Origin of the sequence: Henriciella pelagia (genome assembly GCF_002088945.1) — a bacterium.
GTDB lineage: Bacteria > Pseudomonadota > Alphaproteobacteria > Caulobacterales > Hyphomonadaceae > Henriciella > Henriciella pelagia.
In genome coordinates, this window is sequence record NZ_NCSU01000003.1 from 58,920 (window position 1) to 75,736 (window position 16,817).

Below are 16,817 nucleotides of genomic sequence, written 5' to 3' on the forward strand. Positions count from 1 at the left end.
TCATTCTCAGAACGAAAGTCTAGTATATGTTCCGCTATCTGGCCGCCGCACCCATCGCTCTCATCGCTGCCTCGCCAGCTCTCGCAGACCCTGAACCTGATGCCCGTCAGGACACTATCATCGTCACTGGCCAGTATCTCTACACAGACCAGGTCAATGCGCTGCGCACGCCCACCCCGATCATCGACGTGCCGCAGAGCCTCTCCATCATCACGGCCGACCAGATCGCCGAGCAGGGCTTCGATTCCATCGGCGACATCATCGACTACACCCCCGGCGTGAACACCTCGCAGGGTGAGGGCCACCGCGATTCCATCGTCTTTCGCGGCGTGCGCTCGACGGCGGACTTCTTCATCGATGGCATGCGCGACGACGTCCAGTATTACCGCCCGCTCTACAATCTCGAACAGGTCGAGATCCTGCGCGGCCCGAACGCGCTGATGTTCGGACGCGGCGGCACGGGCGGCATCCTCAACCGCGTCACCAAGAAGGGCGTGCTCGGCGAAACCTTTGCCGGCTATCAGGCGAGCGTCGACACCTTTGGCGGCTACGCGCTGCAGGCTGACGCCAACTATTCCGCCTCCGACACCTCAGCCTTCCGCCTCAACGCCATGTATGAGAGCCTCGAAAACCACCGCGACTTCTTCGATGGCGAGCGCATCGGCCTCAACCCGACCGCCAAATTCCAGCTCAGCCCGCGCACCGTCCTGAACCTGTCCTACGAATATGCAGACCATGAGCGCTTCATCGATCGCGGTATCCCGACCGGCGCCGATGGCCGCCCGGTCGAAGCGTTCGAGAACATCGTCTTCGGCGACGCGGACATCAACAAGACCGAGCTTGAGGCTCATCTCTTGCGCGCCTCGCTGCAGCATGAATTCTCCGACAGCCTCAAGGGCAATTTCAGCGCCTTCTATGGCGACTATGACAAGCTCTACCAGAATTTCTACGCCTCGGCCTATGACGCGGTGGCCACGCCGACAGAGGTCACGCTGGACGGCTATGTCGATACGACCCAGCGCCAGAACCTGATCCTGTCGGGCAATCTTGTCGGCGAGTTTACGACCGGCGCGTTTGGCCACACCGTCATTTTCGGCGCCGAATATATCGACACCTCTTCCGACCAGGACCGCTACAATTCCTTCTGGAGCACCAGCCTCGACGACACCGAGACCTTCTCCATCATGCGCCCGCTCAATCTGCGCGGCGGTATCGGCGTGAATGCGGATGGGCTCGCCACGATCAATGATTTTTCCGTCGATATCAGCGACGATACCCGCGTCGGCATCGACGTCTTCTCCGCCTACATCCAGGACGAGATCGAGATATCCGAAAAACTCGACGTCATCCTCGGCGCGCGCTTCGACAGCTTCGATATCGAGGTCAACAATGTCGTCGCCAATGAGACCCGCTCGCGCAAGGATGAGGAAATCTCGCCCCGGCTTGGCCTTGTCTACAAGCCGCAGGAGAACATCTCCCTCTATGCCAGCTATAGCGAGACCTTCCTGCCGCGCAGCGGGGAGCAGTTCGCCAATATCAACGGCGCCAACAATGCGCTCGATCCGGACACGTTCACCAATCTCGAGGCGGGCCTCAAATGGGATTTCGTCCGCGGCCTCAGCCTCACCGCCGCTGTCTTCGAGATCGAGCAGAGCTCGCCGCAGCCTGCCGACAATGACCCGTCCACGCTGGACGTCATCGATTCCGAGATTACCGGCTTCGAAGCCCAGCTGCGCGGCCAGCTCACCGAGGACTGGTTCATCTCTGCGGGATATTCTTACCTCGATGGCGAGCAGGTCAGCCGCACCGGTCCGACCGGCCTTCGCCCGCGCGAGCTGCCGGAAAACATGGCCTCGCTGTGGAACACCTACAAAGTCACAGACCGCTTCGGCCTCGGCCTCGGCGTGACCTGGCAGGACGACAGCTTCATCGACAATGGCAACACCGCCGTGCTGCCAAGCTATGCCCGCGTCGATGCGGCAGCCTTCTATGACGTGTCGGACACGCTGCGCGTGCAGCTCAATGTCGAGAATCTCGCTGACGAGCTCTACTTCCCGAACGCCCACTCCAACCACCAGGTCACCGTCGGCGCACCGCTCAACGCAAAACTCACCGTTCGCGGCCGGTTCTAAGGCCGCTCCATGACAGCTTGCGCCCTCATCCTGAGTGAAGCCTGTGCCCGCGAAGGCGGGTAGCGAAGGATGAGGGCGTATCTGACCCGTTAGAGCATGGGCCCGGTTGGCTATGGGCGACAAGCGCGACAGCTGCTAAAATGCGCCCATGTCTTACGATGTCAGCTGCGAAGACCTGGTGCTCTGCGTCAATGACGGCCCGAACCATGTGACCGGCGAACCCGTCCCGCTGGTGCGCGGCGAGACTTACCGCGTCTATTACGTCTTTGAGTATATGTGCCCGTGCGGGCGTTCCGACGCGCTCATCGATGTCGGGGTTGGCTGGGCCTGGTGCCAGTCGCGTTTCCGCCTCCTGCCGAAACCGAAGAAACGCGTCGAAACCCGCAAGACAGAAGCGCCCAGAGAGATCGAGAAAGTGTCATAGCGACCGCCCCTCGATGCCAGTGCGCTGATTCAAGCAAGAAAAAGGCCGGGCACGTCGCGGCGGGCCGTCGCCAGCCTCCTGAAAAGACTCTCACCAGACACGTTCCCAGGCGCCGGGATTCCCCAGAAAGGGAGAAAATTGTAATAAAATCCGGGGTTTGCAAAGGTTGGTGATCGCGTAAAACTCTCCTTCGAGTGCTGGAACTTGCACTCAGGGGCAATGGGACAAAAAAAGCTCCTGGGGACTGGCAGCCGGTTTCGGTCATTGTCGCTACACACTCTTGCCTGAGCAGACAGGCCGAGGGGCGCCGCCTCGGTGCGGCGCAGCAGTCGCAGCGCGATGTCTGACGGTCGCACTCCCCCGGCGCAGTGGAGTGACTTGAATGAAAAGACTGGTTTTTGCATCGGTGGCCGCGCTTGCCATGGTTGGCACCGCATCCGCAGACTTCATCGATGCGAGTGATGGCGGCACGGCAGAGCTGACGATCGAAATCACCGGCACGGTGGAAGAGATCTGCGGCATCACGGCGTCGGGCACGACGCTGCAATTTGATTATGGCGAACTTGCCGGCACCACGGGCACTGTGCCTGGCGGCGTGAGCTTCGGCCTCGTCTGCAACGCGGCAGCCGGCGCGACCGTCGGCGTCTCATCGGCCAATAATGGCTACCTGCTGCGCAATGGCACGGAAACCGGTCCGGGCAACCAGATCCCTTACTCCTTCGACCTCGACAAGGGCGATGATGAGTTCTCCTACGCCCTCGGCACCCGGCCAGAATCGCTGACCAGCGACCGCACCTATCCGATTGCCGGCTCTGCAGAACTGCGCCAGGGCCGCGAAGTCGGTGCCTATATCGTCGTCGATGGCGTCAAGGGCCCGGACTTCCAGGGCGCGCCGACCACGACCGTGTTCGCTGGCGACTATTCCGACATCATCACCCTGTCGCTGACCGCCAACTAGGCGCAGCGGGCAGGACAGGACATGGGCCGGTCTCCCTTTGGGGGCCGGCCTTTTTCATGCACGCCAGAGGGGCGAGCCCGCTCGCAGCCCCGCCTCATCCGCCCTCTGCAATCGCCTGCAACTTTTGCCGGTGCCGTTGAGTTATGGCATACTGAGAGGGCGCTTCAGCTGTCCGGCGCAGGCCGGTCAACGCTGGCGCTGCTCTGACTTCAGACAGAAATGGAGGCTGACACATGATGATCAACAAGCTCGAAGACCGAATCTCGCGGACCGATGAACGCATCCACCGCGCGCAGGCCAGCACGGCCAAGCACGACCCGAAGCTCGGCCTGTTCCTGCGGTCGGGCCTGAAAAAGTTCCGCCAGCAGCGTCTTGAAGACCTGCGCAAGCTGATGCGTCAACGCCCGCAATAGGGCAGGCCGCATCCACTCCCCGCTCACCCCGGCGAAGGCCGGGGTCTCGTGCGGCAAGCCTTATTTCACGCTCCAGTTCTTCGGCAGTGGCCCCATGCCTTGCCGGGCACGCATGATATTGATCCGCTCGCGCTGGGTCTTGGCGTAAAACTCCGCGCTGGGGATCGTCAGGTCATACCATTCATGGAAAGGCCGTGACCGGGTCTTCAGGAAGGTGCGCAAGCCTTCTGCATCCCAGTTATATCCATGCGCATTGCCGTTCTGACCATAGTCGAGGATCGCCCTGACATTCGCGTTCCCGAAGTCGATTTCGCTCTCCATCACAAAGTCGACCGTAACTTCATAGGTCCGCCGGTCGACGCGGATCAGCACGAATTCCGGCCCGTCCGTGGTGTAGGCCTGGGCATAGAACCCATTGCCCCAATAGGCTTCGGCATAGGAGTTGCCATTGCGCCAGCCAGCATTGTTCATCTCGTAATACCGGTCGACGACGTCGTCCGCCGTAAAGGTCCGCCCGCCGCTCCTGAAGGTCCTCTCCAGGTGGAAGTCGCGGTTGAGGATGACCGGGTCGCCCATATTCACGCCGAGCCGTTCGGTGACATCCCAGACCGCCCAGAAGTCGCGCACCGTTTTCATCATCCGCTCTGCGCGCGCAAAGTCCGGTGACGAGCGGCCAATCTCCTGCCCATAGGCGGCAAGCCAGTCTTCGGCCTGCCTGATCTGCTCCAGGCCGGTCGATGTGAAAGCGGAAAACTCGAAGGCCGATCTCAGCACCTCGGCGCGGTCCGGATGCACGCCGGACGCAATGCTGAACATGAACATGGCATTGTCGTAATTGTCGTTGCGCCGCCAGATCGGCTTCGGTCCCACCACGTCCGGAACACGCGTCGCATTGGTGGTGAAGGCCAGGGCGCAGGACAGGGTGAGTTTCGGGCCTGCGGGCGCTTCACGCACCTCGGCCATCACCGCATCCATTCCCGAGCGCTCGGACAGCCGGCCGAGATCACCAGCATACTGCCGGCAGCGGCTGACGTGGCACTCATAGGGTTGGCCCGCGCACGATGCGAAGATGGGCGATGAGACGGCATATGTAATAAGCTTGGCGCCAACGGCCGAATTGCCCGCGAAATAGGCCTCCCACAGCTGCCTTGACGGGCTGGAACGGGTCGGCACGTCGCGTGACAGCGCAACGCGAGGCGCGGGCGTCTCATCCGGTGGTGCGGCCGGTTGCCGGCTCGATGCCGGAGCGGCCGCGGAAGGCGGCGGTGGCAGCTCTCCGGACAGGTCGACCGGAATGCTTTCCGGCGAGGCGCCTTCAGGTGTTGGCGGTCCCTCTGGAACGGCTTCTGCGCGCCTCTCTGCCTCAAGCGCATTCATCATCTCGAGAAATTCGTCCAGCTCCTCGTCCGCGCCTGCGGACGGCTGGTCCTCAGCCACGCGGGCCTGCGGCACCTCGCCTTTCGCTTCGGGCTCAACATCGCCGCTGCAGGCCGACAATGCCGCCACACCCAGGCCGGCCAGAGCCGCCCTTGCCAAGAACCCTGTCATCAACATCCCCCGCGTCCACACAGCATCGACCCTAGCAAAGGCGATGCATCCGGACAAATCGCGAACCTGCGCGCAAGGGTAGGGGCGCGGTGGGCATACTGGAGAGACCCCAATATCCCCGCTCACCCCGGCGAAGGCCGGGGTCTCGTGCGGCAGGCCTCATACCCATCAGCCCGAGATCCCGGCCTTCGCCGGGATGAGCGGTTTCCTGCGACCTCTCAAAAGGCCTCATGGTGAGCGAAGCCTGTGCCCGCGAAGGCGGGTATCGAACCACGAGGCCGACGCGGTCACGTTTTGAAGTTTTGCAGAGTACTTTCGGGCCTAATGGCAGACCCTGCCATTCGGCCACAGCCAGCCTCTTTCGATCTGTTTCAGGCGGTCAAGGGCTTCGGAGACGGTCGCGCAGCGATCATTCGATCCGGTGGATCGAATGAAGTCGCAGAAGGCTGCGGCAGCAGCCGCGGCTTACCTTGACCGCCTGAAACAGATCGGACACCGCGTGCAACGAGTTGGCTCGGTTCGAGATCAAACGTTGAAATGATCGAATTCACTTCGACTGTGCGCCTACGGGCCGCTTTTGATCATCGGAGTTCCACGTAATATTCTCGTAGCCAACGAGTTCGCCTCCTCCAAAGCCCCACATTTTATGTGGATCGCCATATAGGGAGTAATTCTGTAAGCGCACTCCGGGAATTGGCGTCTCTTTTGCCATCAGTCGGGTGATCGTTGACATAACAGTGTCTTCATCGTCGTTACCTGAGTACTGAATAACACCGACGATGATAGCGGTTCTTTGATTTGAAACGTCAATTTCCGCGTCCTCTGGTTCATCGGCTTCTCCATACGAAATAGCCAGATAACCTTGTCGCTTTTCATCGATAAAGTTGAGATTAATCAAAGTCCTGCACAGGTGAACTGCTCGACTGTGGGAAAGCGTTTCATTTGATTGAAGCTGGTTTTGCTCGGAGGAGGCTAAGCCAACGCACAAAACATCCAGGGCTTTGGAGATACTGGCCTTGAGATATTTTTGGTCCAGCGCCTTTTCTATTCCAATGCCGGAACCAACGATCGTATCGAATTTGGCATCGGAACCCACGGCCCAAGTTTTGTCTTGAACAAAAACCGTCCATTCGAACCGGGTCTGGGAAGTCTCGTGGACACGCGCTACTCCGAAAGTAATTGAGCCATCGGCGTTTTGTGGCTTCCGCTTTAGTTGAGTGATTATGTGGACTTCACCTTCCGTCGAGATTGATCGAGTGCGAAAGACTTCTTGAAAACCTTCAACTTCATTTGCCGACAATATCTTTTCTTGTGGGGTTAGGGCGGGCGTATTCTGAACCCGAGTTTCAAGAATTGTCCAAACTAGCGCAATGGCAAGCCCGGGTAATACCACGATCCAAATTGCTTGCAGCAACAATGGGAAGTCGAGGAATCCACGCACAAGGTTTACAAAAAAATTCCAGACCATCGTCATCGTTGTACCGCCCCGCCCCAAATGCTGAATCTATTTTGAGTGGGTTTATTACTTCAATTCACTCAAACTCGCGAACGGAGAGGTTTAGAAACCAAGCGGGCTGTCGATGTTGAAAGCTCAATCCATCCCACACCCCCGCGCCCCGGTGCATACTCCTCGTCATGGAACAGGTCTGGAAAGAGCGGGCGCTGGCGGCGGCCGGGCGGGGATGGGAGGCGATGGAGCGCTTCCTCGCCGCCCTGTTCACCCTGTCCTCAGCCGAGCGTGCGCCGCGCCTTGAGCGGGGCGACCTCATCGCGCGCGGCCTGAAGCGCGCGATCCAGGCAAAGCTGCGCATCGCGGAATCCCTGGCCCGCCGGCTCATCCTTGCGCTGGCGCTCGATATGGGGGCGAGGGCCTCTGATCCGCAGGGGCCTGCAAAGGCAGGCCCCCATGGTGCGATCAATGGACTGGAGGGTCCCTGGACACCTGCCTGCGCAGGTGTCGGCGAAGAGGGGGAGAGGCCGGAGAATAAACCGCTTCATGCCGAGCCGCACCGAGCCCCCAAGCCGCGCCCGTTCCGCCTCTTCGAACATGTCTACACGCTGGCTGACATTATGGGGTCAGCGCCGCTGCCGGAGCGGGCCGCGCGCCAGGAAACGCCGCGCCTGCCGGAGGCAGAGCTTGTCCCCGCACACCGTCTCAAGGCCCGCCTCGATGCCTTCAGGCAGGCCATCGCCCATCCCGAAGCGACCGCGCAGCGGCTGATCGCAGAGCTGGGGCGCGGGCGTCATGCCGGAAAGCTGCACAATCTGAAGCTTGGCCGCGCGCCGGGCCTGTCATGGCAGACCGACCCGCTGGAGCGCGAACCTGTCAGCTGGCTCGGTCAGTGCGTGATGCGCTGGGCGGTCGAGCGGTTTCATGCCCCGCCTGCGCCCGGCTAGGGCGGACTTCGATGAAAATTCAGGGAGTGCCTCGCGAAAGCGGGGCCGCATGTGCTGGGCCTTTGGGGCGCTGGCCTATTCGACCGTCCAGCCGCGGGCCGTGCGGTGTGCGTCCAGCGTGATGCCATCGCCAGGGCCCTGCTGCGTCTCGCCCGGCTGGCTTGCGGCCTTCGGGCGCGCGCCGGTGAGGCGCAGGAGCACGGCAATCGCCGCGATGACAAGGCCGACAGCGGCGGTCACGACGGCAATCACGCCCGCCATGAAGATGATGACAAGCGCCATGACACCGCGAAGCCCCCAGCGGGCCGCCTCGCGCAATCCATTGCCGATGCGGGCCAGTATGGCCTCAAACGATACGCCTGTGCGTGCTGCTGTCATGTCTTTGCCTCCAGACCTTCAAGATGAGGGCAGGCGGGGGCTGCGTCAATCGCTTTGGGAGAAAGACCTTCAGTTGGTCGCAATCAGGCCGCGTTCTGCCCGGATTCTGGCATAGGCGCCGGTAATCGCGGCGGCCTTGTCATGCGCGGCGATCTCGAACTCGCGCGGGGCGCCATTGCCGACGACCCGGTCGGGGTGGTTGTCCGCCATCAGCCGGCGATAGGCCTGGCGGATCACGTCGAAGGCCGCGTCATGAGAGACGCCGAGGATGTGGTACGGGTCATCCCGGTCCGGGCCGAGATGGCTGGCACGGATCCGGCGGAAGGTCGCTTCGTCGAAACCGAAATTGCTGGCGACGGTCCTGAGGTAATCCATCTCGTCCTGGGTGACGGCACCGTCCGCCCCGGCGATCATGAACAGGCCGTCCAGCACGCCTTCGAGCAGGCAGGGCCGGTCAGAGTAGCGCCGGCCGATCTTGCGGGCATAGGCTTCATAGCCGCGCACCGTCTGCTGCGCGATGGAGAAGACCCGGCGGACATTGTTCGCGTCTTCCGGTGCGGCGCGGAAGATGCGGGAGAACATCATGACTTCATTGTCACTCACCCGGCCATCGGCCGCCGCCATCTTGGCCGAGAGGCCGATCACCGCCGCGGTGAAGCCGACATCGTTCGGGTCCGGCTCGCAGCCGCCATCGCACGGTGCCGGCTCGTCGGGTCCGTCACTGTCGAAGAGGCGCTTTCCGCCTTCGATCATCATCTGCCAGAGGCTCATATGGTCAGACTATACAGGGCTTTGCGATCAAAATCAGTCCGCAACGATAAACTGTTTGGACAGCTACGCTCACGAATCGGTGAGCGGCGTGCAGCATGTCAGGGGTCTGCCTTGTTACCTGCCGCGACGGCATTTTTCAACTCGGCAATCTCTTCGCGCAGGGATTTCAGGAGCTCCATCATCTCGTCGCGCTCCTCCTCGGCCTGCTGCACATCCTCCTCGATCTCGTCGATCAGCTCCTCTGTCGCCGCCTTCTGCTCGGCCGCCAGCGCCTCCACGATGAGAGCGATGAACAGGTTGAGGACGGCAAAGCTCGCAATGAAGATGAAGGTCAGGAAGAAGAAGGGCGAATAGGGGTGCCCGTCATCAATCACCTTCTGCACCACCTCGAAGCGCCAGCCATCCATGGTCATCACCTGGAACAGCGCGAAGGCAGAGCTCGGCAGGTCACCGAAAAGCTGGGCGACTTCCGGATTGTCGGTATCGCCATACATATTGGTCGCCATGACCGCATAGACATAGGTCAGCAGCGCCAGCACCGCGACGATCGCCCCCATGCCCGGCAGGGCCTTGAACAGCGCTTCGGTGATCCGGCGCATCATCGGCACGACATGCAGCAGGCGCAGGACGCGCAGGACCCGCATCGCCCGCAGCACCGAGAAGCTCTCTCCGCCGGGCACCAGCGAGATGCCGACGACAATGAAGTCGAACCAGTTCCACCCCTGCTTGAAGAATTGCTGGCGATAGACGATCAGCTTCAGCCCGATCTCGAAGGCAAAGGCGAATGTGATCCCCCGGTCCATCATCTCCAGCGCGGACACCGTGCCCGGCGAGAGGGAGTCCGAATAGGTCAGAATACCGAGAATGGCGGCATTGATGATGATCAGGCCGGTGATGAAGTTGCGGAACCAGATCGCCTCAATGGCCGCTTCCAGCGGTGAGTTGCTGGTCGTCTCGTCGAGCGTTGCGCGTTTCATGGCTCACTCCGTCCCCGTCTCAGGTCTCCTGACCCCCGTCTCTTAACTGCAGCCGCGCGCGGATCAATCAGCTGAAGTCGTCGTGTCGCTGATTATCTTCCATTCGCCCTCAATCTTGCGCAGGACGAGGGTGAACAGGCCCGATGGCGCATCACTTTCGCGCGTCAGCAACCAGCGGCCATGCACCACGGCCGCATCCGAAGCGAGCGGCACCACTTCCAGCTCGTCAAAGCTGAGCGTGCCCATCAGATCGCGGTCCGAGTATCGCGCCTTGTATCGGTCCAGCGTCTGCCGATAGCCGCGCGTCACCGTGCCGCCCGACGCAAAGCGCAGCTCCGGCGAGACCCAGTAGCCATGCATGAAGCCGTCAATGTCGCCCGCATTCCAGGCTGCATCCTGCGCCGCCAGCAGAGAGCGGATCGCCGCATCATCAGCGCTGGAAAATCCGACAGGCGACTGCGGCGGTGTAGTATGCGTGCATGCTGTGAAGACAAGACTGGACGACAAAAGGGCCGCAGTGAGCAGATGGCGCATCCTGATATTCTCCGTTTCAGCCAGCGCAGTCTAGTGCTTGCAGCGCAATTGAAAACCGGGCTTTGGGTTTGCCGCCTGACCCGCTAGACAGGTCACACTGAGGCCCGGGAGGCAGATTTCTTATGATCATGATCGCTTTGATCGTCGGTGGACTTGTCCTGCTGCTTGCAGGTGGCGAGTTGCTGGTGCGCGGGTCGGTCGGCGTTGCCCGCCGGCTTGGAATGTCGGAGCTGCTGATCGGCCTGACTCTGGTCGGCTTCGGCACGTCCATGCCGGAAATGGTGACCAGCCTCCAGGCGCTGGCCGACGGCTCTGTCGGCATCTCGGTCGGCAATGTCATGGGGTCCAATACAGCGAACATCCTGCTGGTTATCGGGGCGGGCGCGCTGATTACGCCGATTATCACCCATCCCGGAGCACTCGCACGCGATGGCCTGGTCATGCTTGCGGCAACCATCCTGTTCGCCCTTGTCCTCTGGTTTGATGGGTTCAACCGGATCACCGGTATCATCTTCTTCCTGCTGCTGGTCATCTATCTCATCGCTTCGGTCATCCTCGACCGGCGCAAGGGATCGAAGGCGGCCGAAGTGCACACTGGAGAAGCCGAGATCGTCGAGACGCATGAGCCGCTCTGGCTTTCCTTGCTCCTGTCCATTGGCGGCATTGCCGGCGTTGTGTTCGGGGCCAAGCTGCTGGTCACCGGCGGCTCGGACCTCGCCCGGGCCGTCGGTATCTCCGAGACCGTTATCGGCCTCTCCATCGTCGCTATCGGCACCAGCCTGCCTGAACTGGTGACCTCCATTGTCTCGGCCGTCAAAGGCAAGGCCGACGTCGCGCTCGGCAATGTGATCGGCTCCAACATCTTCAACATTCTCGGCATCATGGGCGTCTCGGCGGCCGTTTACCCGTTCAGCATCATCAGTGCGGATGGCGCAGACCCATCCCAGCCACTCGAAGTTGGCGCCCGCGACTTTGCGCCGGGCGAAAGCCTTGTCAGCATGCAGGACATCGGCGCGCTCGGCCTGTCGCTCTTCTTCCTCTTCCTCTTTGCCTATACGGGAAAGAAGATCGCCCGCTGGGAAGGCATGGTGCTGCTCGCCGGCTACGCGCTCTACATGGCGCTCAGCTTCAATCTCATCCCACGTATCGGAGGCTGATATGAGCAAGGACATCTATTCCGGTCTCGACCAGCTGGGCGGCTCGAACGCCATTCCGGCTTCGCCCGAAGAGGCCAATCTTGAGCGCGTCCAGAACCCGCATGCCGACACGCTCTACCTCGCCCGCTTCACCGCGCCGGAATTCACGTCGCTTTGCCCGGTGACCGGCCAGCCGGATTTTGCCCATCTCGTCATCGACTATGCGCCCGGCCCCTGGCTGGTAGAGAGCAAGAGCCTGAAGCTCTACCTCACCGCCTTCCGCAATCACGGCGCTTTCCATGAAGACTGCACGGTCGCGATCGGCAAGCGGCTGGCAGGCCTGCTCGATCCGAAATGGCTGCGCATTTCCGGCTACTGGTATCCGCGCGGCGGCATTCCGATCGACGTGTTCTGGCAGACAGGGGCGATCCCGGACGGGCTCTACGTGCCCGACACAGGCGTCGCGTCCTATCGCGGCCGGGGATAAACGCGCCTCTCAATTCTACGCGTCACCCTCGACCGCCAGAGGCGGTCTGAGGGTCCAGCTTCAGACCGAGCCGCTAAGCAAAATGGATATGGCAGGAGATAGGCTCCCGGATGAACCTGCGGCTCATCGGGAGTGACGCGCGAATGAGAGGCCAGTTATCCCTTGGCCAACGCGGTCATCCCATCATCGTCCCGGCGTGTGACGAAACTCGCCACTTTCTCGGCCGTATAGGCGGTCTCTGCAATCGTCGAGACCTTGTAGAATTCGCCCACCACCCGGTCCGCCGTCAGCGTCACCAGCGTGTAGCCATTGCCGTTCGGGTCATACCAGTCGACATCCTCATTCGCTTCGGCAAAGAGCGCGCCAAGATTCGGAATGTCCTTGACGTATTTGCCCATGCCAGGAGAGGTAACGGAAGTGCAGCCAAGCTCGACGCCGCGGACATTGCCGGATGCATCATGCAGCGTATTGGCCCACGCCGTATGCGTGTCGCCGGTGAAGGTGACGAGCCGCGCGCCGGCTGTCTCGGCCGACTTGTAGAGCCGCTCACGCGCTGCCGGGAAGCCGTCCCAGGCGTCGAGATTGAAGGGAAGCCCCAACTGGCTGAACGGGATCATCCCCGCGACATAGCCGCTCTGTGCGGCGCGCTGTTCTTCGCTCAGCGCCTGCATCATGTTCGGCGGCTTCACTGTCGCCATGATCACCTGATTGGCGAGCACTTGCCACGTCTTGCCCGCACGGGATGACGCTTTCAGGCCATCGTCCAGCCACCGCTCCTGCACCTGGCCCAGCATGGTACGGGCAGGCGCGTTCACGCGCTCCATCACATCGGCTGCCCTGGCCGGAATTTCGTCAGGGGCAACGCCTGCCAGCTCTGCGCCCCAGGCGATCTCGTCCGAGCGGCCTGTCAGGCGAGACTCCAGGCAGAACACCGTCGCCACATCGCCGAAGTCGAACTTGCGATAGATCCCGCCAAGCGCGCGGCTCGCGGCCGGGTCCCGCACCGGCATCCATTCCAGATAGGCCTGCACGGCGGCCTGCTTGCGGTCTGTCCAGTTGCCCTCGGTTTCTGGCTGGTGGTTCTCGGCACCGGTCCGGTAGGAATTGTTCGTACTCTCATGATCATCCCAGGTGCACAGCCAGGGTGCGGCAGCGTGTGCGGCCTGCAGCTTCGGGTCGCGCTTGTACTGGGCATGGCGCATCCGGTAATCGCCGAGCGTCACGATCTCCAGGGGCGGCTCGTGGTTGCGGCCGAGCGCCTGTCCCTGCGAGCCGCCATAGCCATCGACGCCATACTCATAAATATAGTCGCCGAGATGGATGACCGCATCGAGATCGTCCTGCCTGGCGACCGCTTCATAGACATTGAAATAGCCGAACGGATAGTTCGAGCAGGACACGATGGCGAATTTCACGGGCGCGGTGCCGGAGGCGGCGAGCGTCTTCGTCCTCCCGACGGGAGACGTCACATCGCCTGCGCTAGTCTGCGCGGTGAACTGGTAGAAATACTCGGTGGACGGTTCGAGGCCGTCCATGTCGACCTTGACCGTGAAATCGCTGCCCGCCGTTGCGGTCGACATTCCCTGCGAGACAATATCCGACAGGGCGGCGTCCCGTGCTACAAGCACACTGACCGGAATTGCGGACGCGGAGTCGTCCGTGTCTGGCGTGACACGCGTCCACAGAATGACGCGCTCGGACAAGGGGTCACCGGATGCGACACCATGAAGGAAGGAGACTGTGCCCGGATAGGGTGGGCGATTGCCCGCCAGCGGATCGATGGTCGTGGTACAGGCGGCCAGTCCGGCAGCGCCCGCGCCAAAGCCCAGAAAGCGGCGTCTTGAAACCCTGCTCATGGCTCATCTCCTCCCGACAGATGTGTTCTCTTATCGCGGCATCATGACGAATGCGCGAAACTGCGTCTATAAGCGCACCACGATGAGCAAGATTTCTTCAACCGCGCAGCCCGCCGACAATGGCACGAGGCTGGACCGTTTCCTGTCCGAACAGGTCGAGACGCTTTCACGATCACGCGCGAAGGCCCTGATCAAGGAGGGCGCAGTCTCGATTGGCGAGCGCACGGTCACCGATCCGAAACTCGCCGTGCGTCCCGGCGATACGTTCGATCTCGACATGCCCGCGCCGGTGCCTGCGACGCCCGAGCCTGAAGATATACCGCTTGATGTCCTGTTCGAGGACGAACACCTCATTCTCGTCAACAAGCCTTCCGGCATGGCGGTTCATCCCGCCCCAGGCAGCTGGCAGGGCACGCTGGTGAATGCGCTGCTGCACCACTGCAAGGGAGAGCTTCCCGGCATTGGTGGGGTCGAGCGTCCCGGCATTGTCCACCGGATCGACAAGAACACGACCGGGGTCCTCGTCATCGCGAAGACCGAGGCGGCCCATGCCGGCCTCTCGAAACTGTTCAAGGCACACGATATCGACCGCACCTATCTCGCCATCACGCGCGGTGCACCGCGCCCACTCACCGGCACGGTCGACGAGGCCATTGCCCGCTCCGCCCATGACCGAAAGAAGATGGCAGTCGTGGATGAAGATGAGCGCGATGATGCCCGCCATGCCATCACCCATTACAAGGCCCTGGAGACGTTTGGAGAACTCGACAGGAATACAGGCCTGCCGGCTGCGGCCCTGATGCAGTGCAGGCTCGAGACCGGACGGACCCACCAGATCCGCGTGCACATGGCGCATATCGGCGCGCCGCTCATCGGTGACCCGACCTATGCCCGTCATCGCGGTATCAAGGCTTATGGAGAAGGCGACGCCTTCATCCAGGCGACAACACTCGCGCGCAAGTTCGACCGGCAGGCGCTGCACGCCGCCAGTCTCGGCTTCGTTCATCCTCTCACCGGGGAAGATGTCTTTGCCGAAGCGCCGCTGCCGCAGGATATGGATGCACTGGTCGCGGCCCTGCGGCGGATGTGAAGGCTCCCCACCCGACCCTCCCGAGAGGGGAGGGGGCGATGGTCGCAGCGTGTCGCCAATTCGCCCTCTATGGTTCGACTGCGCTCACCATGGCGGGCTATTTCTTTCCCAAAGGCCGACATGGTGAGCGCAGTCGAACCATGAGGCCTCTGTCGATCCTTCAGCATCTTTGCACCAGGCCTTCCCCTCTCCTTCAGGGGAAGGTCAGGGGGGTACCCCAGCCAAATTCACCGTGGATCGAAATGGTGCTTGTAATAGTTTGCCTGGTCGGCCTTGCGCACATGCTCGATGATCTGTTTCTTGAAGCGGATCGGACCGAGGAGTTTCTGGCGATAGGTGCGGCACACTCGCGAATGCTCCAGCTCAAGGCCCCGCCAGAATTCGAACAGGCGATGGCGACCGGAATTGTGCGATGCCGGGGCAGGAGGTACCGGGCTGCAGACGGGGCAGCCACCGTCCTTTTCACGCTCTGCGTATGCGCACACGCAGGTGCCGTCGAATGCCATTCGAACCCCCAGCTCGCTCAACCTTACGGATCGATAGAGCCTTTAATCCACAAATTTGTCCACAGGCAATCCGGATTCTTTTTCAAGCCTGGGCCCGGAACCAATCCGGCAGCCTGAAGCCCATGCCGAGGTCCCTGGCGACCTGCTCGTGCGTGATGTGCCCTTCGGCAACGGTGAGTCCGTTGGCAAGGTGCGGGTTCGTGTTCAGCGCGTCGCGCGTGCCCTTGTTCGCGATCTGCAGGACGAAGGGCAGCGTGGCATTGTTCAGCGCATAGGTAGACGTGCGCGGGACAGCGCCCGGCATGTTGGCAACGCAATAGTGAAGGATGCCGTCGACCTCGTAGATCGGGTCTTCGTGGGTGGTCGCTTTCGAGGTCTCGAAGCAGCCGCCCTGATCAATCGCAATGTCCACAAGCACGGCGCCCGGCTTCATCGTCTTCAGCTGCTCGCGGCTGATCAGCTTGGGCGCTGCCGCCCCCGGGATCAGCACCGCGCCGATGACAAGATCAGCCTCCTGTACAGCCGCCGCCAGTGCATGCTTGGTGGAATACATGGTCTTCACCAGCCCGTTGAACTGGGCGTCGAGTTCTGCAAGGCGGTTATTATTGCGATCGAACACGGTGACGTCGGCGCGCATGCCGACGGCGATCTCGGCGGCATTTGTGCCGGAGACGCCGCCGCCGATGATGACAACCTTGGCAGGCTGAACGCCCGGCACGCCGCCGAGCAGCAGGCCGCGGCCCCGCCGTGTCCGCATCAGCGCCCAGGCCGCAACCTGCATCGACATTCGGCCAGCCACCTGGCTCATCGGGCGCAGCAGCGGTAGCCCGCCGGCCGGCTCGGTCACGGTTTCATAGGCGATGGCGGTACAGCCCGATGCGATCAGGCCCTTTGCCTGTACGGGATCGGGCGCCAGGTGCAGGTAGGTGAAGAGAGTATGGTTCGGCGTAAGGCGCGCAGTCTCTTCCGGCTGCGGCTCCTTCACTTTCACAATGAGTTCGGCTGCCTCGAACACCGCATCAGCGTCCGGGACAATCGACGCACCGACACTCGTATAGTCGCTGTCGGCAAAGCCCGAACCCGTGCCGGCGCCCTTCTGCACGAAGACGTCGTGTCCGGCATCGATGAGGTCGCCAACGCTTTCTGGCGTCAGGCCGACGCGCGATTCCTGCTTCTTGATTTCGGTCGGGACTCCAATGCGCATACGATC

17 protein-coding genes are annotated in these 16,817 nt (G+C 61.9%); 8 read left to right on the plus strand and 9 right to left on the minus strand.

The window, feature by feature from the left end:
* Positions 1–26: 26 nt before the first annotated feature.
* From B8746_RS00410 to B8746_RS00425, 4 genes are all read left to right on the plus strand, one after another.
* Positions 27–2,132 (plus strand): TonB-dependent receptor, encoded by a 2,106-nt coding sequence (locus B8746_RS00410; RefSeq protein WP_084391278.1) that lies wholly within the window; start codon positions 27–29, stop codon positions 2,130–2,132.
* A 148-nt stretch (positions 2,133–2,280) separates the two neighbouring features.
* Entirely contained in the window at positions 2,281–2,556 is a 276-nt protein-coding gene (locus tag B8746_RS00415; protein WP_084391279.1) for a hypothetical protein, read from the plus strand.
* Positions 2,557–2,938: 382 nt separating this feature from the next.
* Positions 2,939–3,514: a hypothetical protein gene (locus B8746_RS00420; protein WP_084391280.1), complete on the plus strand. Its 576-nt coding sequence runs from the start codon at positions 2,939–2,941 to the stop codon at positions 3,512–3,514.
* Between the two features lie 233 nt (positions 3,515–3,747).
* A complete protein-coding gene (locus B8746_RS00425) occupies positions 3,748–3,927 on the plus strand; it encodes a hypothetical protein (protein WP_084391281.1) in 180 nt (59 codons plus the stop codon).
* Positions 3,928–3,987: 60 nt separating this feature from the next.
* On the opposite strand, the gene B8746_RS00430 is transcribed toward B8746_RS00425, so the two are convergent.
* Together B8746_RS00430 and B8746_RS00435 are read right to left on the minus strand one after the other, a co-directional pair.
* A complete protein-coding gene (locus B8746_RS00430) occupies positions 3,988–5,475 on the minus strand; it encodes a hypothetical protein (RefSeq protein WP_143434489.1) in 1,488 nt (495 codons plus the stop codon).
* 547 nt (positions 5,476–6,022) lie between these two features.
* The gene (locus B8746_RS00435) at positions 6,023–6,949 is read right to left on the minus strand and encodes a hypothetical protein (RefSeq protein ID WP_084391283.1); all 927 of its coding nucleotides are present in this window, start codon (positions 6,947–6,949) and stop codon (positions 6,023–6,025) included.
* Positions 6,950–7,110: 161 nt separating this feature from the next.
* Between B8746_RS00435 and B8746_RS00440 the strand changes: the two genes are divergently transcribed.
* On the plus strand, positions 7,111–7,872 hold the full coding sequence (locus B8746_RS00440; protein WP_084391284.1) for a hypothetical protein: 762 nt from the start codon (positions 7,111–7,113) through the stop codon (positions 7,870–7,872).
* A 75-nt stretch (positions 7,873–7,947) separates the two neighbouring features.
* Here the strand turns inward: B8746_RS00440 and B8746_RS00445 are convergent, their stop codons facing one another.
* The 4 genes from B8746_RS00445 to B8746_RS00460 form a co-directional block, all read right to left on the minus strand.
* Positions 7,948–8,250, minus strand: coding sequence for a hypothetical protein (locus tag B8746_RS00445; protein ID WP_084391285.1), 303 nt, complete (start codon positions 8,248–8,250; stop codon positions 7,948–7,950).
* 69 nt (positions 8,251–8,319) lie between these two features.
* Positions 8,320–9,021: a molecular chaperone DjiA gene (locus B8746_RS00450; RefSeq protein WP_233123766.1), complete on the minus strand. Its 702-nt coding sequence runs from the start codon at positions 9,019–9,021 to the stop codon at positions 8,320–8,322.
* Between the two features lie 98 nt (positions 9,022–9,119).
* Complete coding sequence (locus B8746_RS00455; protein ID WP_084391286.1) at positions 9,120–9,998, minus strand: ion transporter; 879 nt, start codon at positions 9,996–9,998, stop codon at positions 9,120–9,122.
* Between the two features lie 63 nt (positions 9,999–10,061).
* Complete coding sequence (locus tag B8746_RS00460) at positions 10,062–10,532, minus strand: YybH family protein (RefSeq protein WP_084391287.1); 471 nt, start codon at positions 10,530–10,532, stop codon at positions 10,062–10,064.
* Between the two features lie 122 nt (positions 10,533–10,654).
* Here B8746_RS00460 and B8746_RS00465 point away from each other — a divergent pair, with 122 nt between their 5' ends.
* Positions 10,655–11,689 (plus strand): calcium/sodium antiporter, encoded by a 1,035-nt coding sequence (locus B8746_RS00465; RefSeq protein ID WP_084391288.1) that lies wholly within the window; start codon positions 10,655–10,657, stop codon positions 11,687–11,689.
* Position 11,690: 1 nt separating this feature from the next.
* A complete protein-coding gene (gene queF / locus B8746_RS00470) occupies positions 11,691–12,155 on the plus strand; it encodes a preQ(1) synthase (RefSeq protein WP_084391289.1) in 465 nt (154 codons plus the stop codon).
* Between the two features lie 155 nt (positions 12,156–12,310).
* Here queF and B8746_RS00475 read toward each other — a convergent pair whose 3' ends face one another.
* The gene (locus B8746_RS00475) at positions 12,311–14,011 is read right to left on the minus strand and encodes an alkaline phosphatase D family protein (protein ID WP_084391290.1); all 1,701 of its coding nucleotides are present in this window, start codon (positions 14,009–14,011) and stop codon (positions 12,311–12,313) included.
* On the opposite strand from B8746_RS00475, the gene B8746_RS00480 reads away from it, so the two are divergent.
* The gene (locus B8746_RS00480) at positions 14,010–15,101 is read left to right on the plus strand and encodes an RluA family pseudouridine synthase (protein WP_233123768.1); all 1,092 of its coding nucleotides are present in this window, start codon (positions 14,010–14,012) and stop codon (positions 15,099–15,101) included. The genes B8746_RS00475 and B8746_RS00480 overlap by 2 nt on opposite strands.
* Before the next feature lie 227 nt (positions 15,102–15,328).
* On the opposite strand, the gene B8746_RS00485 is transcribed toward B8746_RS00480, so the two are convergent.
* Both B8746_RS00485 and ald read right to left on the minus strand, forming a co-directional pair.
* Positions 15,329–15,607: a hypothetical protein gene (locus B8746_RS00485; RefSeq protein WP_084391291.1), complete on the minus strand. Its 279-nt coding sequence runs from the start codon at positions 15,605–15,607 to the stop codon at positions 15,329–15,331.
* Between the two features lie 82 nt (positions 15,608–15,689).
* A complete protein-coding gene (ald, locus tag B8746_RS00490; protein ID WP_084391292.1) occupies positions 15,690–16,811 on the minus strand; it encodes an alanine dehydrogenase in 1,122 nt (373 codons plus the stop codon).
* Positions 16,812–16,817 lie beyond the last annotated feature (6 nt).